At 50.7% G+C, this 24,902-nt stretch carries 23 protein-coding genes; 11 read left to right on the top strand and 12 right to left on the bottom strand.

The window, feature by feature from the left end; all coding sequences use genetic code 11:
* Positions 1-3 precede the first annotated feature (3 nt).
* Positions 4-1,053 (top strand): agmatine deiminase family protein, encoded by a 1,050-nt coding sequence (locus tag G9409_RS00200; protein WP_166806889.1) that lies wholly within the window; start codon positions 4-6, stop codon positions 1,051-1,053.
* An 84-nt stretch (positions 1,054-1,137) separates the two neighbouring features.
* On the opposite strand, the gene mdh is transcribed toward G9409_RS00200, so the two are convergent.
* The 4 genes from mdh to G9409_RS00180 form a co-directional block, all read right to left on the bottom strand.
* Positions 1,138-2,070: a malate dehydrogenase gene (gene mdh / locus G9409_RS00195; protein WP_006366203.1), complete on the bottom strand. Its 933-nt coding sequence runs from the start codon at positions 2,068-2,070 to the stop codon at positions 1,138-1,140.
* A gap of 147 nt (positions 2,071-2,217) precedes the next feature.
* Positions 2,218-2,472: a 50S ribosomal protein L27 gene (gene rpmA, locus G9409_RS00190; protein ID WP_006366202.1), complete on the bottom strand. Its 255-nt coding sequence runs from the start codon at positions 2,470-2,472 to the stop codon at positions 2,218-2,220.
* Positions 2,473-2,512: 40 nt separating this feature from the next.
* Positions 2,513-2,803, bottom strand: a complete 291-nt coding sequence (rplU, locus tag G9409_RS00185; RefSeq protein WP_006366201.1) for a 50S ribosomal protein L21 — start codon at positions 2,801-2,803, stop codon at positions 2,513-2,515.
* Positions 2,804-2,873: 70 nt separating this feature from the next.
* Positions 2,874-3,071 (bottom strand): hypothetical protein, encoded by a 198-nt coding sequence (locus G9409_RS00180; RefSeq protein WP_166806888.1) that lies wholly within the window; start codon positions 3,069-3,071, stop codon positions 2,874-2,876.
* A 51-nt stretch (positions 3,072-3,122) separates the two neighbouring features.
* Here G9409_RS00180 and mutS point away from each other — a divergent pair, with 51 nt between their 5' ends.
* From mutS to purT, 3 genes are read left to right on the top strand one after another with little or no spacing between them, the layout of a single operon-like run.
* Positions 3,123-5,750, top strand: coding sequence for a DNA mismatch repair protein MutS (gene mutS, locus G9409_RS00175; RefSeq protein ID WP_166806887.1), 2,628 nt, complete (start codon positions 3,123-3,125; stop codon positions 5,748-5,750).
* Positions 5,750-7,180: a B12-binding domain-containing radical SAM protein gene (locus G9409_RS00170; RefSeq protein WP_166806886.1), complete on the top strand. Its 1,431-nt coding sequence runs from the start codon at positions 5,750-5,752 to the stop codon at positions 7,178-7,180. Before mutS ends, G9409_RS00170 begins: the two co-directional genes overlap by 1 nt.
* 48 nt (positions 7,181-7,228) lie before the next feature.
* Positions 7,229-8,398 (top strand): formate-dependent phosphoribosylglycinamide formyltransferase, encoded by a 1,170-nt coding sequence (gene purT, locus G9409_RS00165; protein ID WP_166806885.1) that lies wholly within the window; start codon positions 7,229-7,231, stop codon positions 8,396-8,398.
* Between the two features lie 6 nt (positions 8,399-8,404).
* Here the strand turns inward: purT and G9409_RS00160 are convergent, their stop codons facing one another.
* On the bottom strand, positions 8,405-10,156 hold the full coding sequence (locus tag G9409_RS00160; protein ID WP_166806884.1) for an ABC transporter ATP-binding protein: 1,752 nt from the start codon (positions 10,154-10,156) through the stop codon (positions 8,405-8,407).
* A gap of 81 nt (positions 10,157-10,237) precedes the next feature.
* Between G9409_RS00160 and G9409_RS00155 the strand changes: the two genes are divergently transcribed.
* Positions 10,238-10,639 carry a MerR family transcriptional regulator gene (locus tag G9409_RS00155; protein WP_006366195.1) on the top strand — a complete coding sequence of 134 codons (402 nt, stop codon included), beginning with the start codon at positions 10,238-10,240 and terminating at the stop codon, positions 10,637-10,639.
* A gap of 82 nt (positions 10,640-10,721) precedes the next feature.
* Here the strand turns inward: G9409_RS00155 and G9409_RS00150 are convergent, their stop codons facing one another.
* Positions 10,722-11,822, bottom strand: coding sequence for a bacteriochlorophyll a protein (locus G9409_RS00150; RefSeq protein WP_006366194.1), 1,101 nt, complete (start codon positions 11,820-11,822; stop codon positions 10,722-10,724).
* Positions 11,823-12,064: 242 nt separating this feature from the next.
* On the opposite strand from G9409_RS00150, the gene lnt reads away from it, so the two are divergent.
* Complete coding sequence (gene lnt, locus G9409_RS00145) at positions 12,065-13,684, top strand: apolipoprotein N-acyltransferase (protein ID WP_166806883.1); 1,620 nt, start codon at positions 12,065-12,067, stop codon at positions 13,682-13,684.
* A gap of 84 nt (positions 13,685-13,768) precedes the next feature.
* Here the strand turns inward: lnt and G9409_RS00140 are convergent, their stop codons facing one another.
* Positions 13,769-14,920 (bottom strand): sigma-54 interaction domain-containing protein, encoded by a 1,152-nt coding sequence (locus G9409_RS00140; RefSeq protein WP_166806882.1) that lies wholly within the window; start codon positions 14,918-14,920, stop codon positions 13,769-13,771.
* Positions 14,921-14,956: 36 nt separating this feature from the next.
* Positions 14,957-15,748, bottom strand: a complete 792-nt coding sequence (locus G9409_RS00135; RefSeq protein WP_166806881.1) for an SPOR domain-containing protein — start codon at positions 15,746-15,748, stop codon at positions 14,957-14,959.
* Between the two features lie 172 nt (positions 15,749-15,920).
* On the opposite strand from G9409_RS00135, the gene ispE reads away from it, so the two are divergent.
* Positions 15,921-16,784 (top strand): 4-(cytidine 5'-diphospho)-2-C-methyl-D-erythritol kinase, encoded by an 864-nt coding sequence (gene ispE / locus G9409_RS00130; protein WP_166806880.1) that lies wholly within the window; start codon positions 15,921-15,923, stop codon positions 16,782-16,784.
* Positions 16,785-16,834: 50 nt separating this feature from the next.
* Here ispE and G9409_RS00125 read toward each other — a convergent pair whose 3' ends face one another.
* Positions 16,835-17,692 carry a nitrilase-related carbon-nitrogen hydrolase gene (locus G9409_RS00125; protein WP_166806879.1) on the bottom strand — a complete coding sequence of 286 codons (858 nt, stop codon included), beginning with the start codon at positions 17,690-17,692 and terminating at the stop codon, positions 16,835-16,837.
* Between the two features lie 14 nt (positions 17,693-17,706).
* Positions 17,707-19,008: an NCS2 family permease gene (locus tag G9409_RS00120; protein WP_166806878.1), complete on the bottom strand. Its 1,302-nt coding sequence runs from the start codon at positions 19,006-19,008 to the stop codon at positions 17,707-17,709.
* A gap of 242 nt (positions 19,009-19,250) precedes the next feature.
* Here G9409_RS00120 and G9409_RS00115 point away from each other — a divergent pair, with 242 nt between their 5' ends.
* From G9409_RS00115 to G9409_RS00105, 3 genes are all read left to right on the top strand, one after another.
* Entirely contained in the window at positions 19,251-20,054 is an 804-nt protein-coding gene (locus G9409_RS00115; protein ID WP_166806877.1) for a DUF4349 domain-containing protein, read from the top strand.
* Positions 20,055-20,080: 26 nt separating this feature from the next.
* Positions 20,081-20,692 (top strand): GyrI-like domain-containing protein, encoded by a 612-nt coding sequence (locus G9409_RS00110; RefSeq protein ID WP_166806876.1) that lies wholly within the window; start codon positions 20,081-20,083, stop codon positions 20,690-20,692.
* Positions 20,693-20,832: 140 nt separating this feature from the next.
* Entirely contained in the window at positions 20,833-21,423 is a 591-nt protein-coding gene (locus G9409_RS00105) for a peroxiredoxin (RefSeq protein WP_166806875.1), read from the top strand.
* A gap of 109 nt (positions 21,424-21,532) precedes the next feature.
* Here G9409_RS00105 and proS read toward each other — a convergent pair whose 3' ends face one another.
* Together proS and G9409_RS00095 are read right to left on the bottom strand one after the other, a co-directional pair.
* The gene (gene proS, locus G9409_RS00100) at positions 21,533-22,978 is read right to left on the bottom strand and encodes a proline--tRNA ligase (protein ID WP_166806874.1); all 1,446 of its coding nucleotides are present in this window, start codon (positions 22,976-22,978) and stop codon (positions 21,533-21,535) included.
* A gap of 52 nt (positions 22,979-23,030) precedes the next feature.
* The gene (locus tag G9409_RS00095; RefSeq protein ID WP_166806873.1) at positions 23,031-23,771 is read right to left on the bottom strand and encodes a DUF4412 domain-containing protein; all 741 of its coding nucleotides are present in this window, start codon (positions 23,769-23,771) and stop codon (positions 23,031-23,033) included.
* A 187-nt stretch (positions 23,772-23,958) separates the two neighbouring features.
* On the opposite strand from G9409_RS00095, the gene prmC reads away from it, so the two are divergent.
* On the top strand, positions 23,959-24,852 hold the full coding sequence (gene prmC / locus G9409_RS00090) for a peptide chain release factor N(5)-glutamine methyltransferase (protein ID WP_166806872.1): 894 nt from the start codon (positions 23,959-23,961) through the stop codon (positions 24,850-24,852).
* The last annotated feature ends 50 nt before the right edge of the window (positions 24,853-24,902 follow it).

Here is a 24,902-nt window from a genome sequence, read left to right as displayed (position 1 = left end):
CTTATGGCTGATACGACGTATTATATGCCTCCCGAGTGGGCTTTTCATAAAGCGACCTGGCTCTCCTGGCCTCACCGGCTTGAGTCATGGCCGGGAAAGTTTGAACCGGTACCGGCGGTCTTTGTTGAGATTGCTTCATGGCTGAGCTCTTCCGAGGAGGTGCATATCAATGTGCTTGATGAAGCAATGGAGCGGGAGGTGCTTGAACTGCTTCGGAACTCACGCCATGAGCAGCTTCGTCTGGATCGTGTTTTTCTGCACAGGATTCCGACCAATGATGCATGGTGCAGGGATCACGGTCCGAACTACGTCTTCCGCGAGAGCGGATTTCGTACCGAGAAAGTTATTCTCGACTGGGAGTACAATGCCTGGGGGGGGAAATATGAACCCTATGATGATGACAATGCGGTGCCTGAACGGATTGCATCCCGTCAGCAGATTCCGCTGGTTTCAACCGGTATTGTGCTGGAGGGGGGATCTATTGATGTCAATGGCAAGGGTCTGCTTCTGACTACCGAAGCGTGTCTGTTGAATCCAAACCGGAATCCGTTGATGAGCCGAGCCGATATCGAGCGGGAGCTCGGCAACTATCTCGGCATACAAAAAGTACTCTGGCTTGGCGATGGAATTGCCGGAGATGATACCGATGGACATGTTGACGACATGGCACGGTTTGTCAATGAAAATACCGTGGTGATCGCCGTAGAGGATGACCCGGCTGACCTGAATTTCGAACCGCTTCAGGAGAACTACCGGTTGCTGCAGAGTTTTACGGATATTGAGGGAAACCCTCTTCAGGTCGTGAAACTTCCCATGCCCTCTCCGGTCTTTTTTGACGGGGAGCGCCTCCCGGCCAGCTATGCAAATTTTTATATCGCCAACAGTGTGGTGCTTGTGCCAACCTATCGCTGTTCACGTGACACCTTAGCCATTGAGCTGCTGCAGAACTGTTTTCCCGGCAGGCAGGTTGTCGGGATTGATTGTTTTGATCTGGTATGGGGACTGGGAGCAATTCACTGCATTACCCATGAAGAGCCGGCGTTGCCGGTTTAGCTGTAGCCTTTGTACTCGGCAAAAAAAGCGGCCCGGAGCCGCTTTTTTTGTTCATCAGAATATAGCATTTCCCGAAGGTGCTCTTCAGGCGAGGAGAGCGGCAAGGCTGTTACAGTTCTCCTTGACCTCGGCTGCGGATTTCTGGAGAGCTTCCAGTTCGCTCGGGGAGAGGTTGATCTCAAGAATCTGCTCAACGCCGTTTTTGCCGAGTTTGACCGGTACACCGCAGTATACATTGTCAATGCCGTACTGGCCTTCAAGCGCTGTGGTACAGGGAAGAATCCGTTTGCGATCCTTGACAATAGCCTCAATCATCTCCACGGCAGAAGCTGCCGGAGCATAGAAAGCTGAACCGGTTTTCAGCAGATTTACAATTTCGATGCCGCCGTTTCGTGTGCGTTCAACAATCGCGTCAATTTTATCCTGGGGAAGCAGTTCGGTCAGAGGGATACCTGCGACATTGGTATATTTTACAACAGGAACCATGGAGTCGCCGTGACCGCCAAGCACAAAGGCATTGATATCCTGCATCGAAACATTCAACGCTTCTGCAATAAAGCTTCTGAACCGCGCGGCATCAAGCACGCCGGCCATACCGATAACACGCTCTTTGGGAAGTCCGCTGGTTTTTCTGGCAACATAGGTCATGACATCAAGTGGGTTTGATACCATGATGATGATCGGGTTCCTGGAGTATTTCATCACCTGGATGGTCACGTCACGGATGATCGCGGCATTTTTATTCAGAAGATCTTCGCGAGTCATTCCCGGCTTTCTTGCAAGGCCGGCAGTAATAAGAATAATATCAGAATCGGCTGAGTCTTTATAGTCATTTGATCCGATAACGCAGGTGTCGAAAAGTGCTACGGCGCCTGACTCATACATGTCAAGAGCTTTGCCCTGCGGGATACCTTCCACGATGTCAATCAGTACTACTTCTTTTGCGAGTTGTTTTTCTGCAATGCGAAGTGCCGCTGTAGCCCCGACATTTCCGGCTCCGATAACGGTGATTTTCATAAAGAATCAATGATTTAAAGGTGTAAAGGAAGAGATGCTGAATGATGTTTATGCCCCGGAGATCAAGCAATCAGGTTGAGCATAAAAAAAGCCGCCTTGAAGAGAAAGACGGCTTTTAAATATAAGCTTATTTTGCAGCAAGCAAAATCAGCAGGGGATGATGTTGACCTGTTTTTTGTTGTTCCTTCCGTTGCGGAAGGTGACAACGCCGTCAACAAGTGCAAATATGGTATGATCCCTGCCTAATCCGGCATTTGAGCCTGCATTGATAACAGTTCCTCTCTGGCGGACAATGATTGTGCCAGCACTGACCGTTGAACCGCCGGCGGCTTTTACGCCGAGATATTTAGGATTACTGTCGCGTCCGTTTTTGGTTGAACCGCCACCCTTTTTATGTGCCATGGGAAAAAGAAATTAACGTTAAAAATCTTGAACTGTTTTCTTAGATAGAAATAACTTCAATCTGGGTCATCTGCTGACGGTGACCGTTTCTTGACTGGTAGCGTTTTCTGCGTTTTTTCTTGAAAACAATAACCTTGTCATCCTTGACATGATCAAGAACCTTGGCCTGAATGCTGCCTGCAGGATTCAGATTAGTATTGATACCGTCAATCTCAGCCATGGTTTTGATTTCCATGGTATCGCCAATTGCGGCTTGTTGTTTGGGCACAAAGAGCTTGTCGCCCTGTTTTACCAGAAATTGTTTATCGGAAATCTTGATCAACGCCTGCATCTTGCTCGTATTTTAGTGATAAAGGACTGAAATATAGTATTAATTCCCTCATATTCAAACATGAGCAGCGCTAAAATCCATATATCCTGCGACACGGTCTGAAGGCCTTGCTTTCTCCGGCAGAGCACCCGTTTTCAGGAGTCAGGATGAGCTCCCCGGCAGGTGGCTCAAGCGCTGAACGGGAGAGTATTTCCCTTTTCTGAAAGAGGTTGTTGTAGTTTGTATATTTAGATGCGCTGAAGTAGCTTCTTCTTTTCGATCGCGCCATATTTCCCCGGTAACAGGGTGCCTCTCTATTCAATCGTTGATGAATCTCTCCATGAGCAAAGAAAAGGGTACAAAGAAAGAGCACTCTCCCATGATGCGCCAGTATCTGGAGGTCAAGGAGCGGTACCCTGAATTTCTGCTGCTTTTCCGTGTAGGTGACTTTTACGAAACCTTTTTTGAGGATGCCCGTCTGGTTTCCGGTGCGCTCAATATTGTGCTGACAAAGCGCTCCAATGGCTCGTCGGCTGAAGTGCCGATGGCCGGTTTTCCCCACCATGCCAGCGAGGGCTATATTGCCAAACTGGTCAAGAAAGGGTTCAAGGTTGCAGTCTGTGACCAGGTTGAAGATCCGGCAGAGGCAAAGGGGATTGTCCGCCGGGAAATCACCGATATTGTCACTCCCGGCATAACCTTCAGCGACAAGATACTTGATGACCGGCACAACAACTATCTCTGTGCCGTGGCCTTTCTCAGGGAGGGCCGTTCGACTATCGCCGGAGTTGCCTTTATTGATGTTACCACCGCTGAGTTCAGCATCGCCTCCATGGAGCCTGAGGGTGTCAGGGAGTTTCTGCTTTCACTCCATCCATCCGAAATTCTCATATCAGCCTCAGAGCGCGTCCGGTTTGAGCAGCTGAAACAATCCTGTTCACAGGAGCTGCTCATTACCGAGCTTGATGCCTGGATGTTCGGTGAGGAGCAGACCGGTGAGGTGCTTTCACGCCACTTCAAAACCCACTCCCTTAAAGGGTTCGGTATTGAGGGGAACCGTGCAGGCCGAGTTGCTGCAGGAGTTATTCTCCAATATCTCGAAGAGACCCGGCAGAACCGCCTGCACTATATCACCCGGATCAGCGAGCTGCATGGTGATGATCATATGACGCTCGACTTGCAGACAAAGCGTAATCTTGAGATCATCTCTTCAATGCAGGACGGAACCCTCAACGGCAGTCTGCTCCAGGTGATGGACCATACCTGCAACCCCATGGGAGCGCGACTCATCCGCCGGTGGCTGCAGCGACCGCTGAGAAAAATTGAGGATATCCAGCTCCGGCTCGATGCGGTTGAGGAGTTGACCGGGTGCAGGGAGATGCGGGAAGGGCTTGGTGAAAAGCTTTCAGCCATCAATGATCTGGAGCGTTCACTTGCGCGGATTGCCACCTTCCGCACCATGCCGAGAGAGGTTCGACAACTTGGCATTTCGCTTGCCATTCTTCCCTCACTTCAGGAGCTGCTTCAGGATGCGGCAAGCGCAAGGCTCCGTTCCCTTGCTTCCAGACTCAATCCGCTGCCCGAACTTGCCCGGCGCATTGAGGAGGCCATAGATCCCGAATCCGGAGCTTCCATGCGGGACGGGGGGTATATCAGGAGCGGCTTTCACGCGGAGCTTGATGATCTCCGCACCATCTCTTCGACGGCCAAGGACCGCCTTATGGAGATTCAGCAGCAGGAGCGCCACAACACCTCGATCTCCTCGCTCAAGGTACAGTTCAACAAGGTATTCGGCTACTATATCGAAATAAGCCGTGCCAACAGCGACAAGGTGCCACCCTATTATGAGAAAAAACAGACCCTTGTCAACGCCGAACGCTACACTATTCCGGCCCTGAAGGAGTATGAGGAGAAAATTCTCAATGCCGAAGACAAAAGCCTTTCGCTTGAGGCCCGTCTCTTTCACGACCTTTGTGCTGAAGTGGCCGGGCAGGCTGCTCTGATTCAGACCAATGCCTCGGGCCTTGCCGAGCTTGATGCACTCTTTTCGTTTGCCTTTGCTGCCGTTCAGTACGGTTACTGCAAACCGGAAATGAGGGATCACCGCAATCTTGAGATCATCAATGGACGCCATCCGGTGCTTGAGCGGATTATGAGCGATGATGAACCCTATGTTCAGAACGACTGTCTGTTTGATGAAAAACAGAAGATGCTCATCATCACCGGTCCCAACATGGCCGGAAAAAGCTCCTTTCTCCGTCAGACCGGCCTCATCGTCCTGCTGGCGCAGGCTGGCAGTTTTGTGCCTGCCGAACGTGCTGAAATCGGTCTTGTTGACCGGATCTTCACCAGAGTCGGCGCTTCGGACAATCTTGCCTCTGGGGAGAGCACCTTTCTTGTCGAGATGAATGAAGCGGCCAGCATTCTTAACAATGCCACATCAACAAGTCTGCTTCTGCTCGATGAGATCGGTCGCGGTACCAGCACCTTTGACGGCATGTCAATTGCCTGGTCAATGAGCGAATATATCGCTCACGCAATCGGCGCCAGAACGCTCTTTGCGACCCACTACCATGAGCTTGCCGAACTTGAAAACCGGATTCCCGGAGTTGTGAACTATAATGCAACGGTTGTGGAGACCGCCGACCGGGTGATTTTTCTGCGCAAAATTGTTCGGGGCTCCACCGACAACAGCTACGGTATCGAGGTGGCAAAAATGGCCGGAATGCCGCAGGAAGTTATTGTGCGGGCTAGGGAGATACTTGCCGGAATGGAGAAACGTGATATCGAGATTCCTCTTGACCGGCCGCCGACGGTGAAAAGCATGCAGATCAGTCTTTTTGAAGAGTCAGACTCGCGGCTCCGCAGGGCGCTTGAGATGCTTGATCTTGACCGGCTCACTCCGATTGAAGGGCTGCTTGAACTGCAGAAGCTCCAGGATCTGGCACGCTCAAGCGGAGGCTTTTGATGAAGGATAGCGGTGGAGTTGAGAAAAAGGTACTGCTGATTTTTATCCAGGCCGACAGCGGTGTTGACGGAGCCTCATTGCTCGACAGCGCTACAGTAAAACAGAGTTTTTTAAGTTCGCTCAAGGAGCGTGCGCTCAGCAATATCATCCGCAGGGCACAGTTCGCCATTCCGCCGCTTTCGCTGATGATTCTCAGTTCACAGCAGGTTGAGGGAGTCAGCCAGAGTATCTGTGATCTGCGCTTTGAGAAGCTTCCGCTTGATCAGCACTGGGATCTGGCAGGCATCAGTGTTCAGACCGGCGCGGTGAAACCCGCCTTTGATCTTGCCCGTCATCTTCGCTCAATCGGGATCAAGGTGGTGCTTGGCGGACCATACGTGACTATTTTTCCTGAAAACTGCCGTAGTCATGCCGATGCAATTGTGATTGGAGAGGCTGATGAGATCTGGCGGGAGGTGCAGGAGGATCTTCGACGTGGAGCACTGAAGCCGGAGTACCGCGTGGAAACTTTTCCCGATCTTTCAGCGGAGCGCACAGTAAGCAAAAGCGCGCTTGATATCCGGAGCTACTTTACCACCAACGTGGTGCAGACCACGAGAGGGTGCCCCTACAGCTGTGACTTCTGCAATGTGCATGTCATGAATGGTCACCGCCTCCGTCACCGTCGTGTCAGTGACGTGCTCAGGGAGGTTGAACTCTTTCTCAAAGAGGACAAGCGGATCTTTTTCTTTCTTGATGACACCGTCAACGCTGACGAGGCCTATGCCCATGAACTTTTCACCGGTCTCATTCCTTTCGGGATAAAATGGGTTGGTCAGGCGACCACTGCGCTCGGTGAGCAGCCGAAGCTGCTTGAGGCCTTTGCCCGTTCAGGGTGCGGTGCCCTGCTTGTCGGCATCGAGAGCATTGAGGATGGCAGTAACCATGCCCATAAAAAATTTCACAACCCGGCCATGCGTCAGGTTGAGTGCATTCAAAATATCCGAAAAGCGGGAATCTGTGTATACGGCAGCTTTATCTACGGTCTTGACGGAGATACCATCGGGCTGCCCGAGAGAATAGAGGCTTTTATTGAGGAGACCGGTATTGATGTGCCCGGTATCAACCTTCTGCGGCCGATTCCCGGAACCGGTGTTTTTGATCGTCTGGCCAGGGAAGGGCGGCTCCTGCACGCAAGGGATGATCACGATGCCTTCAGATTTTCATGGGGTCAGGAGATGCTCTACAAACCCCTGCGTATTCCCCTTCAGGAGTTCATTCCAAGCTACACAGCGCTTACCAGACGGGTCTTCACAATAGAGAACGCCATCAAACGGGCAATGCGTGGCCCTCAGCTCCGCTCAGCCGTGCTCATGTTCAACCTGCTCTATGTGCACATGTACGGCCTCTCCCGTAAAGACCTCCACCGCCAGTTGCGCGAGCTTGAGTGAGTGGATATCCAGTCAATAAATTCCGGAATCAAAATTCTTAAGATCATCATGAAGAAAAAAATCATGCTGCTCGGCAGCGGGGAGCTGGGAAAGGAGTTTGTTATAGCCGTCAAGCGTCTGGGGCACCATGTGATTGCCGTTGACAGCTACAACGATGCTCCGGCGCAGCAGGTGGCGGACGGGCGGGAGGTGATCGACATGCTTGACGGCAGCGTTCTCGATGCTCTTGTGGCCAAACATCAACCCGACTTGATCGTGCCGGAAATAGAGGCGATCCGAACCGAGCGCTTTTACGACTATGAAAAAGAGGGGATACAGGTTGTTCCTTCAGCGCGTGCGGCCAACTTTACCATGAACAGGAAAGCTATTCGTGATCTGGCCGCAAAAGAGCTTGGGCTTCGTACGGCCAACTATCGTTATGCAGCTTCGCTTGCAGAGCTGTTTGCGGCGGTGGGGGAGGTGGGGATTCCCTGTGTGGTCAAGCCGCTGATGAGCTCGTCGGGCAAGGGGCAGTCAACCGTCAAAACCGAAGCAGATATTGAAAAAGCCTGGAGCTACTCGCAGAGCGGCAAACGCGGAGATATAGCTGAAGTGATTGTGGAGGCCTTTGTGCAGTTCCATACTGAAATCACCCTCCTGACCGTGACACAAACAAGTGGAAAAACTCTCTTTTGTCCACCGATCGGTCATCGTCAGGAGCGGGGTGACTATCAGGAGAGCTGGCAGCCCTGCATGATCAGTGATGCCAATCTGAAAGAGGCGCAGGAGATAGCTGAAAAGGTTACCCGTTCGCTGACAGGTGCGGGAATCTGGGGAGTGGAGTTTTTTCTCGCTGATGAGGGGATCTATTTTTCCGAACTCTCCCCCCGTCCGCACGATACCGGCATGGTGACGCTTGCCGGCACGCAAAACCTTTCGGAGTTTGAGCTGCATGCAAGGGCTGTCCTCGGTCTGCCGATTCCGGAAATCACCCTGTTGAAGGCGGGCGCCAGTGCGGTTGTACTGGCCGACAGAGCGGGCTCGAATCCTTACTACACCGGAGTTGAGGATGCCCTTAGAGAGCCCGGTAGCGACATCCGGATTTTCGGAAAACCCGCAACCCGTCCTTACCGGAGAATGGCAGTGACGCTGGCCTGCGATCAGTTGGGCAGCGATGTTGATTCCCTGAAAGCAAAGGCGATTGCCAATGCCGCAAAGGTGAAGGTGCTGAGTGAGTGAGTGGTGCTAAGAAATCGAGAGAATCTCCTCTTCGAGAAGCTGCTGGTTGTAGAGTTCGGCGTAGAGGTGGTTCTCTCCGAGAAGCTCTGCATGGGTGCCGCTCTCGGCAATCATGCCATCCTTGAGCACAATGATCCGGTCGCAGTTTTTGACGGTGGAAATACGGTGGCTGATGAGGAGGATCGTGGTATCAGGGAGGCGCTCCAGCAGGGCTTCGAAAAGCCGGGCTTCCGTATCGGTATCAACAGCGGAGAGGGCATCGTCAAGCACCAGAAGCTGCGGTTTCCAGGCAATGGCTCTGGCTATACAGGCCCGCTGTTTCTGCCCCCCTGAAAGGTTGATCCCTTTTTCACCAAGCATGGTTTCGAATCCGTCGGGAAACTCCTCAACATCATCATAGAGCATCGCTATGCGGCTTGCCTCGATGACCTCACTCGCATCATTTTCCCGGCTTCCCCAGTTGATATTGTTTTCAATGGTGTCGGAAAAGAGGAAGTTCACCTGGGGAACAAAGCCGATGAGTTCTCTCAGGGTTTTGAGCGGCAGCGTCCGGATATCCCGTCCGTCAAGCAGGATGGTACCCTCATCAGGCTCGTAAAGACGCGGTATCAGATTGACGAGTGTACTCTTGCCCGAGCCGGTTGCGCCTACAATGGCGACTTTTGAGCCGGCAGCAATGTCGAGAGAGATGTTTTTCAAAACCGGATGTCTCTCCTGACCGGGGTAGTGAAACCGGACATTCCGGAATGAGAGCGCCCCTTTGAACTCCTCTTCGGAGTTGAAGTCACTGCTGTTTTCTTCGATTTCGGGCTCTATGCTAAAAATTTCGTCAAGTCGGACCTGAGCTGATGCAGCTCTCTGGACAATACTGGTGACCCATCCGATCGAGATGATAGGCCAGCTCAGCATTGAAACATAGACGATGAATTGCGCAATTCCTCCGACCGTCATGCTGCCCTCAATGACGCTCAAACCGCCTACCCATACAACCGGGAGCAGAGAGAATGCGGTAAGTGAGGTGAGAAAAGCAAAAAAGAGTGCCTGAAGTTTTCCAAGTGAAAGGTTTTTGCTGTAGTATTCTTTGTTGAGCTTTTGAAACCGCTCTATCTCGAAAGATTCACGGGTATAGCTTTTTACGACCCTGATTCCTGAAAGATTCTCCTGGATAAGATTGGTAATGGCTCCGTAGCTCTCCTGAATGCTTTTCGAGCGTTTCTGCATGGAACTGCCGATTCTGTAGACTGAATAACTGAGAAGCGGCGCGGGAAGCAGAGCAAAAAAGGTCAGTTTCGGAGAGAGTGCAATCATGGCTACGAGTGCAAAAAAGAGCCGGAAAAAGGTGTTGAGGGAGTACATGATGCCGGGTCCGAGAAACTCCCGGACGGCATTCAGGTCGTTGGTGCCTCTTGAGATGAGTTCCCCGGTACTGGTCGTGTTGTAAAATTTCCGGGGAAGTTTCTGCAGATGATTGAAATAATCGTTTTTAAGGTCAAACTCAATCTCTCTTGAAATGACAATAATGTTCTGGCGTACAAGAAAGAGAAAAAACCCGCTCAGCAATGCAAAGAGAAAATAGAGAGCCGTATCACCAAGTACATGCTCGAGCTCGAAGCGCCGGTTCATGGTGTCGATGGCCATGCCGATATATTTCGGACCGATGACAGCGAAAAGATTGGTCAGGATGACGTAGAAAAAACCCGCCAGCAGGTTTTTTTTATACCGGAGCAGGTAGGGTTTAAGGCTGAGTAGATTTTTCATCCGTCATATGTTTTTGATCGTGACGGTAGTAATGTATAATAAGAATAGGGAAATCAAAATTTCATCAGTCACTTCCGTTTTATGGCATTCGATTCAAGAAAAAACTACTACTCCATAGGTGAGGTGAGTAAAATCGCCGGTATTCCATCCTACCTGCTCAGGTACTGGGAAAGTTTTTTTACTGAACTGGCTCCAGCCAGGGATACCAGAGGCAATCGGCGCTATACCAACCGCGATATCGCCATGGTGCTTAATATCAAGGAGCTGGTCTATGAGAAAGGGTACCGGCTCGGCAAAGCCAGCGAGATCGTCAAAGGGGTCCTCAAGGATAGTGAAGGTGATCACAAGACCACGGAGATTCTGAAGCTCCAGAAACAGATCGGCCAGGAAAAGAAACGCAATACGGTTGTTGACGAGCGTCGTCTCTCACTTATGAAAGAGATCAAGGAGGAGATTGAGGATATTCTTCAGTTGCTGGGGTAGGTGGATCCCTTTTTTCAGCGCAAGAACATAGAACAGAAAAACCGGCAAGGAGCCGGTTTTTCTGTTACTGATGCTGTAATTCTTACTGAGCGTAGAGGACTTCAAACTGTCCTGTGCCGCCTTTGCAGACATGCTCAACCCAGCGGGCATAAGCGCCGCCGCTCCAGCGATACTCTTCAAGGTTCTGTGAACGGAACTGCGGTGCAGCATAACGCACTTTGTATCCTTTAGGCAGAACGATTTTAAGCTGTGTATCGACGGTAAAGTCGTTGAACTTGCCAACCATGCCGTGGTGTACAAGCGGAATGAGCGGGTGGTTCAGGATTCTGCGAAGACCGCCGCCTGCATCTACCGATACGCCGGGGAAATCGCCGTCAACCTTGACTTCGATGCCCTGTGAGTCGGAACGGAATCCTGCTTCAACCGTTGCCGGTCTGTTGAGTTTGTCAGCAGGGAAGAGTTCTGCCCAGCGTGCGATGGAGTCCACAATACCGGAACCGCCATGAGAGAAGCGCCATCTGGTAACGCCGACCGGGCCTTTTTCGCCGCTCTGGGTGCCGATGCTGTTGACTTCGATTTTTGAAATTCTCTGGCCGCCTTCGTTCAGTGCGGTAAAGGCAGGTCCGATAAACCAGAACTCGCGAATCCAGTCATTGAACGATCCGTTTGACTGCAACGCTTTCAGTGTGCCTTCCCAGGTGTCGATAACATCGGGATTGTCAAGAGGCACCTTCATGATAATGTCATGGAACTGACGTCCCTGCATGTAGATCGGGTTCGGGACATTTCTGCGGACTGCGTCTGAGCGGTAGTAGAAGAGGTTGACAACGGAGCCTTCAAAGGAGAAGGAGTGGGAGAAATCGCCTACGGAAACGGAACCTTCTCCTACACAGATTCTTCTTTCCTTGGTTTCATTGGCAATGTCAGCCTCGACAACCAGTTTGTTTTTCGTGCTGTCAACAATTGACTCGATTACTGCGGAAAACCTGACAAACCCTTTTGCAGGATCAAGAGGTTTTACATTGATTTTAATGTTACAGTCAGCCGGCAGCAGGGGGAGTGCCGGGGGCACATTAACTTTCGCCCGGCATTTTACTTTGCCCCATGAGCTTGATCCGCCCTCAAGAACGATCTCGTAATCGGAGTGTGCGGTGGTGGTGTCTTTAGTGCCGAAAAGAGCCATAGTGATTTCTCCTTTTTCTAATGGCGTTGAAATTGGATATTTGCAGGAAAATTTTGAGCAGTCCATTCCTGTTAAATAACAGCTTAGAATAAATTTAAAGAATAAAAATCAATAATTAAAGCAAAATATCTTTTACGTGATTATCTGTTCGACCTAAATATTGTATACTTCTCTCGGCTTCGCGTATCAGTCGGCTGTTTTTATTTCTTTTTTGATTCAGATGATAACTCTTTGAACTCAAGATGACTTCATTCTCTTTGACCGTGAAAAAGCTGATTCATTCCCGTTTCCTCCCCTCCCTCTGGAGCGGAACCCTTCTCGGACTATCCTTTCCTTCCTATCCCTTTATTCATCTTGAGCTACTTGCATGGGTTGCTCTCGTTCCGCTTCTCCTCTCTTTTCAGCGCGATGAGCCGGTCGGGGAGTTTTTCCGGCGGGTTTATCTATCCATGCTGCTTTTCTGCACGATCAGCCTCTGGTGGGTCTCACTTGCGACGCTGCCGGGCGGAGTGCTTACCATCATTGCGCAGGCATTTTTTCTGACAGTGCCCCTGCTTGGTTTTTATGCACTGAAACGTCTTGCAGGGTTTCGATATGCCCTTATTTCTCTTCCTTTTCTCTGGGTAGCATGGGAGTGGCTCTATATGCAACAGGATCTCTCGCTTGGCTGGCTTACTTTCGGGAACTCCCAGTCCGCCCTCAATTTTATGATTCAGTATGCCGATCTGACCGGTGTATGGGGGATAAGTTTCTGGCTTCTCTCTTTTAATATACTTGTTCTGCTGGCCGTGACCGGAAACCGCAGGGAGGTGATCCTTTCTGTGTCTGCCATGTCGTTTATGATTGCCCTGCCGCTCCTCTATTCGACCGCTCTGTTTTATCAGGAGAGTCCATCAGAGCGTAATCTTCCAAAGCTCAGGGTTACACTCATACAGCCGGATATTGATCCCCACAAAAAATGGGGTATTCAACACAGTTCCGACATCATGGAGCGATACTACCAGCTTACCGGGCGGGCGGTTCGTGAAAACAGACCCGAGCTGGTTATATGGCCGGAAACAGCTATTCCGTTTTACATTCTCGACAGCCCCTATGCAGCAGATCTTCTTTCGCTTCGAGGCTCACTCCGTCGCTGGAACACTGCACTTCTGACCGGGTACTCTGATATTGTCCGTTATCCTGAAGGCAGTTTGCCGAGGTCTGAAAACCCGGGGAAATTTGACACGGCTCTCCGGCAACCCTATGAGACCTATAACGCGTCAATGCTGCTTGTGCCGGGCGAGAGGCCCCCGCAGATCTACCGTAAAATGCGCCTGGTGCCGTTTGCCGAAAGGGTTCCCTATGTTGAGTATCTTCCCTGGCTGGGAAATTTTACCTTCTCCCTTGCAGGCATCAGCAGTTGGGGCAGAGGGAGTGAGAGCACGGTTATGGAGTTGCCAAGCGCACAATACGGTAAGGTGTTGACCGCCAATATTATCTGTTATGAATCCATTTTTCCCGGGCTTGTTACCGGGTTTGTCCGTAACGGGGCGCAGTTTCTTACCCTTGTCACCAATGACGGCTGGTATTCGACCTCTTACGGCCCATACCAGCATCTGGCGATCGGCCGGATACGCTGCATCGAAAATCGTCGGGCAATGGCCCGATGCGCCAATACCGGGCTTACAGTCTTTATTGACAAGTTCGGCCGTATTACAGCGGAACTACCCTGGTGGCAGGAGCTGACCTTGACAGCGGATGTTCCGCTTGAGAGTCGCCTGACCTTTTACACCCGCAATCCCGACCTGCTGCCGAAAGTCGCATCGGTTATATCGGTAGTGCTGGTTGGGGTGGCGTTTTTCAGAAAGGGGAAGGGGTATTGAGTTTATATGTCTTATGGGACCTATAGGACCAATAAAAATCAATCAGAAATAATCCAAAATTCAGAATTCAAAATCCAGAATCGCTTACAGGTTGTAACTCTTGATTTTGCGGTAGAGGGTGCGTTCGGTAATGCCGAGTGCCCGGGCGGTCTTTCGTTTATTTCCCTGAAAGGTTTCGAGAGCAGTGGCTATGGATTTTTTTTCGATGTCGTTCAAAGAGAGCTGAGTAGCGGAGAGGGCTTCCCCGGTGTTTTCCTCTGCACTGTTGAGCAGGCCGGAACTGAGCGGAATGGCGGTTACTGAAGCATCAGGAAGCAGCAGCGGGGAGTGTGGTCGCGACTGGATCAGATGCTGGAGCATCTGGCGGATATCTCCTATCTCCTGGCGAAGCTGGATAATTCCGCTGTAGATGGCCTGAAGTTCGTTTTTTTCCGATCTGACCGGGTCGTGGACCAGACTTTTGTAACGGTTGCGCTGCACCAGATGTTTTTCAAGAAGTTCAGGGGTTATATATCTGCCTTTTTCAAGCACAAGCAGGGACTCTATAAGATTTCTCAGCTCCCGGACATTTCCTGGCCACGCATATCGCATCAGCATTTCGGCGGCATCGGGGCTGAATCCTTCAAAGGCAATTGTGTGCTTGCGCTCGAATTCATGGACAAAATTTTCTGCAAGCAGCAAGATATCGCGCCCTCTCTCCCTGAGCGGCGGTATCTGGAGTTCAACGCTCCGCAGCCGGTAGAAAAGATCCTCGCGGAAGTTTTTTTCCGCAACAGCCTGATTCATGTTCCGGTTTGTGGCGGCAATAATGCGTGCATCAGAGTAGATGGTTTCCGATGATCCTACCCGTTGAAACTCGCCGGACTCAATCACCCGGAGAAACTTTACCTGGGTTTCGAGCGGCATTTCACCGATTTCATCCAGAAAAATCGTGCCCCGGTCTGCACTTTCAAAGTAACCCTTCCTGCTTTGTACTGCCCCGGTAAAGGCCCCTTTTTCATGGCCGAAGAGTTCCGATTCAAGAATTCCGGCAGGAATGGCTCCGCAATTGACAGGGATAAAGCTTTTATCGGCACGACGGCTGTGGGCATGGATGTAACGTGCCAGAACCTCTTTTCCCGAACCGGTCTCTCCGATGATCAGGACGGTGATATCGGTTTCAGCTACCTGCAGGGCAAGTTGCTTTAGCTGGGAGATCAGGAGTGATTGTCCATCGATGGTTATCTCTCGTTTCATCGGGATTTTCCGGCTTTGATTCAACCTCTCATACCGTTATCTGACTGGAACAACAATGGAGTCGAACGGCAGTTTTTTTGCTGCGGCTATCGCCTCCTCATGCGAGGTATAATTTGTTTTCAGTTGCACTTTATGCATTCTGCCCTGCAAAACAATCTCTACAGGGAGCTTTCCGGCCATTTTCCCTAAAAGGGTTTCGGCATTTTCCCTGTTTGAAAAACTTCCGAACTGCAGTGTGCAGGTATCCGTCCCCGTCCCGGTCATGTTTTTTATCTCTTTAGGGGCCGTAAGTGAAGCCCCGAGAGCTTTGGCCCGCAGTGCCGTAATCGCTTTTGTTGTGTCTTTTGCTCCGGTAGTTTTCGGCTGGGCTGGAGCTCCAGAACCGATACGGGGAGTTACCGACTGTTTTGTGGTGTCCGGCAGTTCCGGGGAGAGCTTCCGGGGTATGGGTAGAGATGCGGAAAGTTCAGGCTCGGCAGGCGGACTCAGCTTGACAAGATTGTAAGCGGCTATTCGTGATGAACTGAGCGGATCGATTGCCGGATCCGGATACTCCCGTAACTGTTTCCGGTAAAGTGCAAACGCCTGTGGCCCGTCTTCCGAAAGGATCGCTTCAATAACGATCTGTTCTGACTTACGGGTTACTTTTTGACGGATATTTTCTAACAAATAAACCTTATCTTCATCGACGTACTTTCGTATCTCTTGAGCGTATGAGACATTATCAAGGGCATAAAGAACGGTCGGCAAGAGAAGCAGGGCGAGAAGTGCGACACATTGCAGCAGGATTTTTTTTCCTGGTCGGCACTTTGAGTAGTCAAAAGACATGGTTTCCGGTTCTTCTTGTTCAGTATTGGTCTGCTTTTCCATCAGAGTAGATCAATATGCCAAATATTTTCATATAAAGGGAATCCCAATAAAACCTTATGAGCGGCGTCAATTAAAGGGATAGTAGGGCAATCAGGTATTTTACAGCTTACTTTTAAACCAGGCACTCGTCATGCATACTTTTTCGGTTAACTCCTTTGCGAAAATCAATCTCGGATTGCTCATCACCGGCAAGCGAGATGACGGATACCACACGCTTGAGACCATTTTTGCGCCAATCAACTGGTACGACACCATAGAATTTACCGAATCCGGAACGGTCTCGATGAGCTGCTCCAATGTTGACCTTCCGGTTGATGAGAACAATCTCTGCATAAGGGCGGCCAGATCACTTCAGCACTTCTCCGGCACTTCAAAAGGCGTCTCCATGAAGCTCATCAAGCAGGTACCTTTCGGTGCCGGATTGGGTGGTGGAAGCAGCGATGCAGCAACCGTGCTCAGGGTGCTCAATGAGCTGTGGCAGCTCAATGTCTCTCAAGTTGATCTGCACACGCTCGCTGTGAAACTCGGTGCAGATGTTCCCTATTTTCTCTCTATGAAAGGCCTTGCCTATGCCAGGGGGATCGGCGATGAACTTGAAGATTTGGGATTCACTCTTCCCTGGTATGTGGTGACGGTTTTTCCTGAAGAGCATATTTCAACCGTATGGGCATACCGGAATTTTTACAAGCGCTTTGATCGCCAAATTCCTGACCTGAAAAAGAGTGCTTCAGAGCTCTGCCTTGGTGGCAATAAAGCGATGTTTCCTCTTTTTGAAAATGATTTTGAACCGGCCGTGTTTGACCATTTTCCTGCCGTTCGGGCGGTCAAGAGCGCTCTGCTTGATGCCGGAACTGTTTTCGCCTCTCTCTCCGGCAGCGGATCTGCCGTATTCGGGCTCTTTGAAGAGGAGCGTGATGCACTCGAAGCCATGAAGCGACTCCCTGAAAATTACCGCAAGAGCCTTACCCCTCCAGGCTTTACTATGGTTCGATAGCCGTTCTTTCAGGCACCGCTGAATAGCTTAATAGTGGTGCCCTCATGCGATTACTGCGGTCGCTGAACAATGATATCGTTCAGTTCAGCGGCGATCAGGCGGAGATCTTCATCAAGAAAGTGGGATGAGTGCAGACGGGTGCGCTTGATCTCCGCAAAATCCAGCACAGCATCAAGGATATGCGGCTCAAAAAGGGGAGCTGCGCCAATCACGCTGCCGTCCGGCCCGGTAAGTGATGAGTTGCCCCAGTAGGTGAAGCTGTCTTCATTGCCCACTCGGTTTACACAGGCCACATAGCTGCTGAAGAGGAACGCATAGGTGGATGCAATGGTCTGCCACTGGGTTACAATGGCCGGGTTGCCGCTTCCGGGAGAGAGCCGGAGCGGACTTGACATGAGTACCAGCAGCAGCTTTGCTCCCTGATGGGCAAGCAGATAGGGCACCGATACATGCCAGAAATCCTCGCATATTGCCACTCCTATTCTTCCCAGCCGTTTGGAGTTGACCGCCTTGATCTGCTGGCCTGCCGAAAAGTAGCGCAACTCTTCAAACATCCCGTAGGTTGGCAGATAGATTTTACGGTGGATACTCCTGCCTGTACCATCCTCAAACATAAGCGCCGAATTATAGACTCCGTACTCTTCACTCAACTCAATGCTCCCGCAGATGATGGTGATTTTCCGGCTGAGTTCACGAAGCGGAGCAAGCCGTGCATCCTCGATATGCATGGCGATATCCTGTGCGGCATCCTGGACGTTATAACCGGTCAGTGAGAGTTCAGGAAAGACGATTGCATCGGCTCCATCCCGGAGAGCCTGTTCACTAAGGGTACAGTGGCGCTCAAGATTCTCGTCAAAATTGGCAAGGGTGCAGTCACTCTGGGCTATTCGCAGTTTTGCGGTCAGCATCGTCAGCTCCAAATTTAATGGTAGGGGTAGAAAAGATAGAAGGTAAAGGAGAGCAGCGCAAGTATCCACATGCCGCCGCGCACCTCGCGCACCCTTCCGGTAAAGAGTTTCAGGAGAACATAGGCAATAAACCCGGCAGTCATCCCGACGCCGATATTGAAGGTGAAGATCATCAGGGCAATGGTCAGAAAAGCCGGCAGGAGCTCACTGTAGTCGGTGAAATCCATTTTTGTTACCGATTGCAGCATGAACATACCGACAATAACCAGCGCCGGACCGTAGGCGAAGGGCGGAACAATGGTCAGCACGGGTGAAAAAAAGAGGGCAAGAGCGAAGAGCGCGGCCACAACAAGCGCCGTAAATCCGGTTTTTCCTCCCTGCTCAATACCTGCGGCTGACTCAATATAGACGCCAGCCGTCGTGGTCCCGAAGAGTGACGCGGCAATAGTGGAGAGCGCATCGACCAGCATCGGCTTTTCAATCTCCGGCAGGTTATCCTTTTCATCAAGCAGGTTGGCTCTCGATGAGAGGCCGAAGAGGGTGCCCATGGTATCGACAAAATCCATCACCAGCACACTGATGATCACGCAGGCAAATCCCCAGGTCATCGCTCCCTGCAGATCGATTTTCATAAAGATCGGCTCGATGGAGGGCGGCATACTGAACGCCGTTGCAGGAAGGGGCACCAGACCGGTCAGAAGAAAGAGAGCTGTTGTGGCCACTATTCCGGCAAGAATAGCACCGGTTACCCGCTGTATGAGAAGAACAGCGGTAAGGAAGAGCCCGCCAAGACTTAACAGTACCGGGAGCTGAGCAATATTGCCGAGTTGTACCGGTGCGCCGGGGACACCAAGTGTTACAATCCCCATCTCGCTGAGCCCCAGAAAGGCGAGAAAGAGACCGATTCCTCCTGAAAAACTGTGCTTGAGCGAACCGGGGATTGCTTCAGCCAACCATTGGCGAAGCCCTCCGATAGTGATCAGGGTGAAGAGAACGCCGCCGATAAAGATGGCTGCCATTGCCGTCTGCCATGAGTAGCCGAGTGTCTGGACAACCGTATAGGCGATAAAGGCATTCTCTCCCATATATGGCGCAACCGCAAACGGACGTTTGGCGTAAACTCCCATCAGGAGAGTGCCGAAGATGGAGGTGAGAATGGTCGCCGTCATGGATGGACCTTTCGGGATGCCCGCTGCGGCGAGTATTGCCGGGTTGACAACGATGATATAGGCGAGGGTGAAAAACGTAGTAATGCCTGCAAGCGTCTCCTGCCGGTAACTGGTGCGATGCTCCTTGAAGTTGAAGTAGGATTGCATTTTCCGTGTCTGATTATGACAAGAGTTGCTCTTATACTGAAAGATAAATATAAAGAATGAAAAGGATGAAGTTTAAGCCGCCAGGGAGATGATGCTGATTTTTCGGTATGGGCATCTTTGTTTCAGGCAGAATGCTCTCTGTGTAATGTTTGTTTGGAGTAGTAAATTATGATTATGGTCAGTTTATGACAGAATTTGCGAAACCTCGATTTTTCGATAAAACAGCAGCGCGCGGAGGGAGCATGAAAAATATCGTAAAATTGTTGAGATACAGCCTGCTGGCACTTCTTGTTTCCGGTTGCGGGAGCGGGAAACAGGAAGCCCCGGGATCAGGTCCGGCCCCGGCAGCTCAGGTTGTATCCAGTGAAAAGCAACTTGCCGTCGAGAGCAGAAAAATAATAAAGGAGGGCGTAATCACCTTCCAGACCGGCTCCCTTCAGGTGACAAGAAAAAAAATTGACTCGGCACTCCGTGAGAGTGACGGCTTTATAGCAAAGGAGAGTGAAAACAGGTACAGTGATAAAGTTGAGCAGAAAGTGGAGGTCAGGGTTCCTTCTGAAAAGTTTGACTCTTTTGTCCGCAAGGTCACGGAGGGGGTTGAGGGATTTGACGAGAAAAATATCTCTATCACTGATGTCACCAAAGAGTTTATCGATGTGGAGGCAAGGCTGAAGGTCAAAAAAGAGACCGAGCAGCGCTACCGTGAGCTGCTGGGCAAAGCCGGTAAAATAGAGGATGTTCTTGCGATTGAAAAACAGATCGGAGAGTTGCGCTCGGAGATTGAATCTGTTGAGGGACGACAGCTCTATCTCAGGGATGCGGTTGCCTTGAGCTCGCTGACCATTACCTTTTATGAAAATATATCAGCACCGGCCACCTTCCTTTCCGATTTCGGAGTCGGCTTCAAAAACGGATGGAATAATCTCGTACAGTTTATAGTGATTATGGTCAATGCCTGGCCATTTTTCATCATTATCCCGATTGTTGTCATCGTGATCAGGCGAATTGGTGCGAAAAAAGCAGCGAAAAAACAGAAACAGCCATAAGTGCACTTTTATCCGGGAGGAGTTGAGTGGAAAAGATTGATTTCAGGAAGGAACTCAAACTGCTCTACCAGCCGTCATCCAAAGAGGTGGTTGAGCTTGATGTTCCCCCAATGAATTTTCTGATGGTGGATGGCGAGGGTGATCCCAATACGACGCAGGCATATGCCGATGCCATTGAAGCACTCTTTTCAGTGGCCTATACACTGAAGTTCATGGTTAAAAAGGGAGACAGGGCAATCGACTTCGCTGTTCTTCCGCTTGAATCGCTCTGGTGGGCGGACGATATGGCGGTGTTCGCTTCCGGTGATAAATCCAGATGGAAATGGACGGCGATGATCATGCAGCCCTCATTTGTGACCTTGGAGCTTGTCGAACGGGCTCTTGAGGAGGTGAAGAAAAGAAAAAACCCTGCAGCTCTTGCAAAAGTGCGTTTTGAACTTTTTTCGGAAGGGAGGAGTGCCCAGATCATGCACATCGGTCCATTCACCGAAGAGGGCCCGACCATTGAACATGTTCACCGGTTTATTTGCGACAGAAACTGCCAATTGAGGGGAAAACACCACGAAATTTACCTGAGCGATATCCGCAGAGCCGACGCCTCAAAATGGAAAACCGTCATCCGCCAGCCCATGCAGTGACAGGGTTCATGGCATCGTGTGAACTTTTTAAGGGCGTTAAACTCTTTTTACTTGTAAGAAATAGATGAATGTCTTATTATGGATAAAATTAGTCCATTTTAATTATTTCACGTAACTTTATATCAGACAAGGAGAATACCATGGGTGTTTTAGTCGGCCGCAAGGCGCCGGATTTTGATGTTGCAGCAGTTGTTAACGGTTCGCAGTTTATTGATTCATGCAAGCTTTCCTTATACCACGGAAAGTATGTCGTGCTTTTTTTCTATCCGCTTGATTTCACCTTTGTCTGCCCGACAGAGCTGCACGCATTCCAGGAGAAGCTTGATGAGTTCAAGAAGAGAAATGTTGAGCTGATCGGCTGTTCGGTTGACTCAAAGTTCTCCCATTTTGCATGGCTGCACACCCCGAAAAGCAAGGGCGGTATCGAGGGAGTAACCTATACCCTTCTTTCCGATATCAACAAGACGGTTTCTGCTGATTACGATGTGCTCGTTGAAGGCGAGGGTATAGCTTACAGAGGGCTGTTCCTTATCGACAAGGAGGGTGTTGTACGCCATCAGGTTGTCAACGATCTGCCGCTTGGCCGCAATGTTGACGAGGTGCTTCGTCTGGTGGATGCATTGCAGTTTACCGAAGAGCATGGCGAGGTTTGCCCGGCAAACTGGAACAAGGGTGACAAGACCATGAAGCCGACGGATGACGGGTTGAAGGAGTTCTTCAAGGAGGCTTAAGGCTCAAGGTTTCGCTATATAGTTATTCCGCAATCAGATTGCATAAAAAAATCCCCCGCTTCTGTCACACAGAGCGGGGGATTTTTATTGTGGTAACTGACCGGACTGCTCAGTAGGCTTTGGCAAAAACAACTTTCTGAGCAGCGGGTTTGCCCGAGTAGATACAGCTGCCCGGTGTCCGCATATTGTAGCGCTCAATGTAGTCGGCTTCTTCGGGGAGCACACGGATGGTCGATTTGGTCTCCTCCTTGATTTTCGCTTCTGTCTCCGCAGTGCCGTCCCAGTGGGCGATTACAAATCCCTTTTCGATGGCTGTTTTGAACTCATCGTAATTCCTTACTTCAAAGGTGTTCTCATCACGGAAGAGGAGCGCCCGGTCATAAAGGTTCTGCTGAATGCCGTTGAGGATTTCACTGATTTTCAGCGGCAGGGTGTCGTCCAGAGCAAGTTCTGTTTTTTCAAGGGTGTCGCGGCGTGCGGCAATGCAGATGTTGTTTTCGATATCTCTCGGGCCGAGCTCAATGCGGATCGGAATACCCTGCAGTTCATACTCAGCGAACTTCCATCCTGGGGAGTTCTGTTCACTTCCATCAACAAAGGAAGGTATCCCGCTCTGTTTCAGTGAGTCGGCAATGGCCTCGGCCTTTGCAAGGACGGCAGCTTTGTCGCCCCTGAGAATCGGGATGATGACAACCTGGCGGGTAGCCAGTTTCGGCGGCAGCACCAGACCGCGGTCATCCGAATGGGCCATGATCAATGCGCCGATCAGTCGTGTCGAGACTCCCCAGCTTGTTGCCCAAACATAGTCAAGCGTGCTCTCTTTTGTCTGGAACTGGCAGTCAAACGCCTTGGCGAAGTTCTGGCCGAGGTTGTGGGAGGTGCCTGCCTGGAGAGCCTTGGTATCCTGCATCATCGCTTCAATGCAGTAGGTTTCCACTGCACCGGCAAACTTTTCGCTGTCGGTTTTCTTTCCCATAATGACCGGCATGGCCATATACTCTTCGGCAAAGGTTTTGTAGACATTGATCATGCGCATAACCTCCTCCTGTGACTCTTCAGGGGTGGCATGGGCGGTATGGCCCTCCTGCCAGAGAAACTCGGTTGTTCGGAGGAAGAGGCGGGTTCTCATCTCCCAGCGCACAACATTTGCCCACTGGTTGATCAGTATCGGCAGGTCACGGTAGGATTGTATCCACTTTTTATAGGATGACCAGATGATGGTTTCGGAAGTGGGGCGCACATAGAGCTTTTCAGCCAGCTCCTCGCCTCCTCCATGGGTGACGACTGCGCATTCGGGTGCAAAGCCCTCAATGTGTTCAGCCTCTTTGGCGATGAAGCTTTCGGGAATGAAGAGCGGGAAGTAGGCATTGACGTGCCCGGTTTCCTTGAACATCCGGTCAAGGGCGGTCTGCATCTTCTCCCAGATCGCGTAGCCGTTCGGCCTGATGACCATACAGCCCCGTACATCGGAGTAGTCTGCAAGCTTTGCTGAACGGACAAGGTCAATATACCACTGGGAATAGTCCTCGGTTCTGGTTGTGATTTTATCTGCCACGGTGTCTGTAAATGATTGCTATTACTGAAAAAAAGATGGAAAAATATACAACCTACTTTTCAAACTTTTTCATTTTTTCCATAAGGTTTTTAAGATGCGCTTTCTGCTGCGTGCCGAGGGGTTTTTGATTGTTTTCAACCTTTACGTATCCAGACGGGACAGCGAATTCGGACGCCGCAACCGCTTTCGGCTGGATCCTGACGAGATCCAGCACATAGAGACCGTTATCGTTTTTCTGGATGATCCTGACGGGAAATCCCTCTATGCCTGCGTTCTTGAGAGTTTGCGAAAGTGAGGTGTTGGAGAGGCGCGGATTCTGCGACTGAAGGATTCTGAATGTCGAAAAATCACCAAGATCCCGCGTTACCCAGAGTTCGAGCTTTTCGGTTGTGCTGGTCAGGCTGATATGTTCGCAGGTGTAACCTTTTATAACCTGCTTTCCAAGCCGTGCAAGTTTATAGTTGGTGTCAAAATCAAGTAGCAGCGAGTTTTCGGCAGCAGTTTTGAGATTGACTATTGTGTAGTTTTTTGCTTCATGATTGATGATATAAGCCTGGTCGGGACTGGATGCTCTGGTGATGACGGAGGTTTTCAGCGGTTCGGGTATTTTATTCATCCGCATGAGCATATCCATGCGCTGGGTGCCGCTGCCGAAGGTGTAGGTTACCAGTGCGGAACCACTCGGCAGTTTAAGCGACATATCCATGACGCCGGTAAATTTCGCTGCAGCAGAAGCCGGAGCTGCAGAGCAAAGAGAGAGTATGATAAGGAGGAGAAGCAGGATTTTTTTCATCGTATCGTGGCGTTAAGGGTGTCAGTTGGTCGGGTTATGCGCGGTATCGTATCTATCATAGGTAAAAGCTAATGTAATTTTTGTAATGTTACCTCTCTTATGACTTTTTTAAAACGAATTGCTCCGGTATTGCACAGCCGCCTCTGTTTTGGAAGCGCAGTGTGCATACCGGCATTAACAGAGAGGGATGGAAGAATATAAAGAGTGGCAGGTTGTTGAACTGCTCAGGAGAACAACCGGGTTTTTTTCGGAAAAAAATGTTGATGAGCCTCGTTTGAGTGCGGAACTGCTTCTTGGGAGCGTTATAGGCAAGAGCCGCCTGGAACTCTATCTGCACTACAGCAGACCGGTTTACCAGGATGAGCTTGATCGTTTCCGGGCTCTTTGCCGCCAGCGGCTTGAGGGGCGCCCGGTGCAGTACATTCTTGGAGAGCAGTGCTTTTACGGGCTGGAGTACAGTGTAGATGAGCGGGTTCTTATTCCCCGTCCGGAAACCGAACTGCTTGTGGAGCAGGCACTGGAATCCCTCGGCTATTCCGGCAGGGGAGGCCCGGGTGAAGCGAACATTCTGGATATCGGGACAGGAAGCGGATGTATTGCCGTAACCATGGCAAAACTCTGCCCGGCGCTTACGGCCACGGCCGTCGATTGTTCTTTGGATGCACTCGCCGTTGCCCGCCGGAATGCCGGGCGTCACGGTGTCGAGTCAAGGATTTCATTTGTTACGGCTGATATGCTTGACGATCATTTTTCGGAAAGGATTTCCACAGGGCCGTTTACGCTCATTCTCTCCAATCCGCCGTATATTCCGGAGCGTGAGTGGGACTCTCTTCAGAAGGAGGTTCGGGACTATGAGCCGAAACTTGCACTGACGACTCCGGATGGTTTTGAGTGTTACCGGACAGTTGCCCGGCAGGCCGCAAAGTTGTTGAAGGCGGGAGGAAAACTCTTTTTTGAACTGCATGCCGATGGTGCGGCTCTGGTTTCAGAGATCATGAAAAGTCATGGATTTTCAGCTCTGACGGTCACAAAGGACTATTCAGGACTTGACCGGGTTATCTCGGGAACGTTCGTTGATTGAAATGTATAACCGGTGGAGAGTGTTGGTTAGTAATTGGTGTGAGTTATTTC

It is taken from the genome of Candidatus Chlorobium masyuteum, assembly GCF_011601315.1.
Lineage (GTDB): Bacteria > Bacteroidota > Chlorobiia > Chlorobiales > Chlorobiaceae > Chlorobium > Chlorobium masyuteum.
Note: the sequence above shows the minus strand (reverse complement) of the source record. Positions and strands in the feature narration are given on the sequence as shown.

What these genes read in the sequence shown, in the direction of transcription:
- G9409_RS00180 (WP_166806888.1), bottom strand. Translation starts at nt 3,071, where the DNA reads ATGGCGCGATCGAAAAGAAGAAGCTACTTCAGCGCATCTAAATATACA.
- G9409_RS00135 (WP_166806881.1), bottom strand. Translation starts at nt 15,748, where the DNA reads ATGTCTTTTGACTACTCAAAGTGCCGACCAGGAAAAAAAATCCTGCTG.
- mutS (WP_166806887.1), top strand. Translation starts at nt 3,123, where the DNA reads ATGAGCAAAGAAAAGGGTACAAAGAAAGAGCACTCTCCCATGATGCGC.
- rpmA (WP_006366202.1), bottom strand. Translation starts at nt 2,472, where the DNA reads ATGGCACATAAAAAGGGTGGCGGTTCAACCAAAAACGGACGCGACAGT.
- lnt (WP_166806883.1), top strand. Translation starts at nt 12,065, where the DNA reads ATGACTTCATTCTCTTTGACCGTGAAAAAGCTGATTCATTCCCGTTTC.
- G9409_RS00115 (WP_166806877.1), top strand. Translation starts at nt 19,251, where the DNA reads ATGAAAAATATCGTAAAATTGTTGAGATACAGCCTGCTGGCACTTCTT.
- G9409_RS00160 (WP_166806884.1), bottom strand. Translation starts at nt 10,156, where the DNA reads ATGAAAAATCTACTCAGCCTTAAACCCTACCTGCTCCGGTATAAAAAA.
- G9409_RS00140 (WP_166806882.1), bottom strand. Translation starts at nt 14,920, where the DNA reads ATGAAACGAGAGATAACCATCGATGGACAATCACTCCTGATCTCCCAG.
- G9409_RS00170 (WP_166806886.1), top strand. Translation starts at nt 5,750, where the DNA reads ATGAAGGATAGCGGTGGAGTTGAGAAAAAGGTACTGCTGATTTTTATC.
- G9409_RS00125 (WP_166806879.1), bottom strand. Translation starts at nt 17,692, where the DNA reads ATGCTGACCGCAAAACTGCGAATAGCCCAGAGTGACTGCACCCTTGCC.
- mdh (WP_006366203.1), bottom strand. Translation starts at nt 2,070, where the DNA reads ATGAAAATCACCGTTATCGGAGCCGGAAATGTCGGGGCTACAGCGGCA.
- G9409_RS00150 (WP_006366194.1), bottom strand. Translation starts at nt 11,822, where the DNA reads ATGGCTCTTTTCGGCACTAAAGACACCACCACCGCACACTCCGATTAC.
- purT (WP_166806885.1), top strand. Translation starts at nt 7,229, where the DNA reads ATGAAGAAAAAAATCATGCTGCTCGGCAGCGGGGAGCTGGGAAAGGAG.
- rplU (WP_006366201.1), bottom strand. Translation starts at nt 2,803, where the DNA reads ATGCAGGCGTTGATCAAGATTTCCGATAAACAATTTCTGGTAAAACAG.
- G9409_RS00200 (WP_166806889.1), top strand. Translation starts at nt 4, where the DNA reads ATGGCTGATACGACGTATTATATGCCTCCCGAGTGGGCTTTTCATAAA.
- G9409_RS00120 (WP_166806878.1), bottom strand. Translation starts at nt 19,008, where the DNA reads ATGCAATCCTACTTCAACTTCAAGGAGCATCGCACCAGTTACCGGCAG.
- G9409_RS00155 (WP_006366195.1), top strand. Translation starts at nt 10,238, where the DNA reads ATGGCATTCGATTCAAGAAAAAACTACTACTCCATAGGTGAGGTGAGT.
- prmC (WP_166806872.1), top strand. Translation starts at nt 23,959, where the DNA reads ATGGAAGAATATAAAGAGTGGCAGGTTGTTGAACTGCTCAGGAGAACA.
- G9409_RS00105 (WP_166806875.1), top strand. Translation starts at nt 20,833, where the DNA reads ATGGGTGTTTTAGTCGGCCGCAAGGCGCCGGATTTTGATGTTGCAGCA.
- G9409_RS00095 (WP_166806873.1), bottom strand. Translation starts at nt 23,771, where the DNA reads ATGAAAAAAATCCTGCTTCTCCTCCTTATCATACTCTCTCTTTGCTCT.
- ispE (WP_166806880.1), top strand. Translation starts at nt 15,921, where the DNA reads ATGCATACTTTTTCGGTTAACTCCTTTGCGAAAATCAATCTCGGATTG.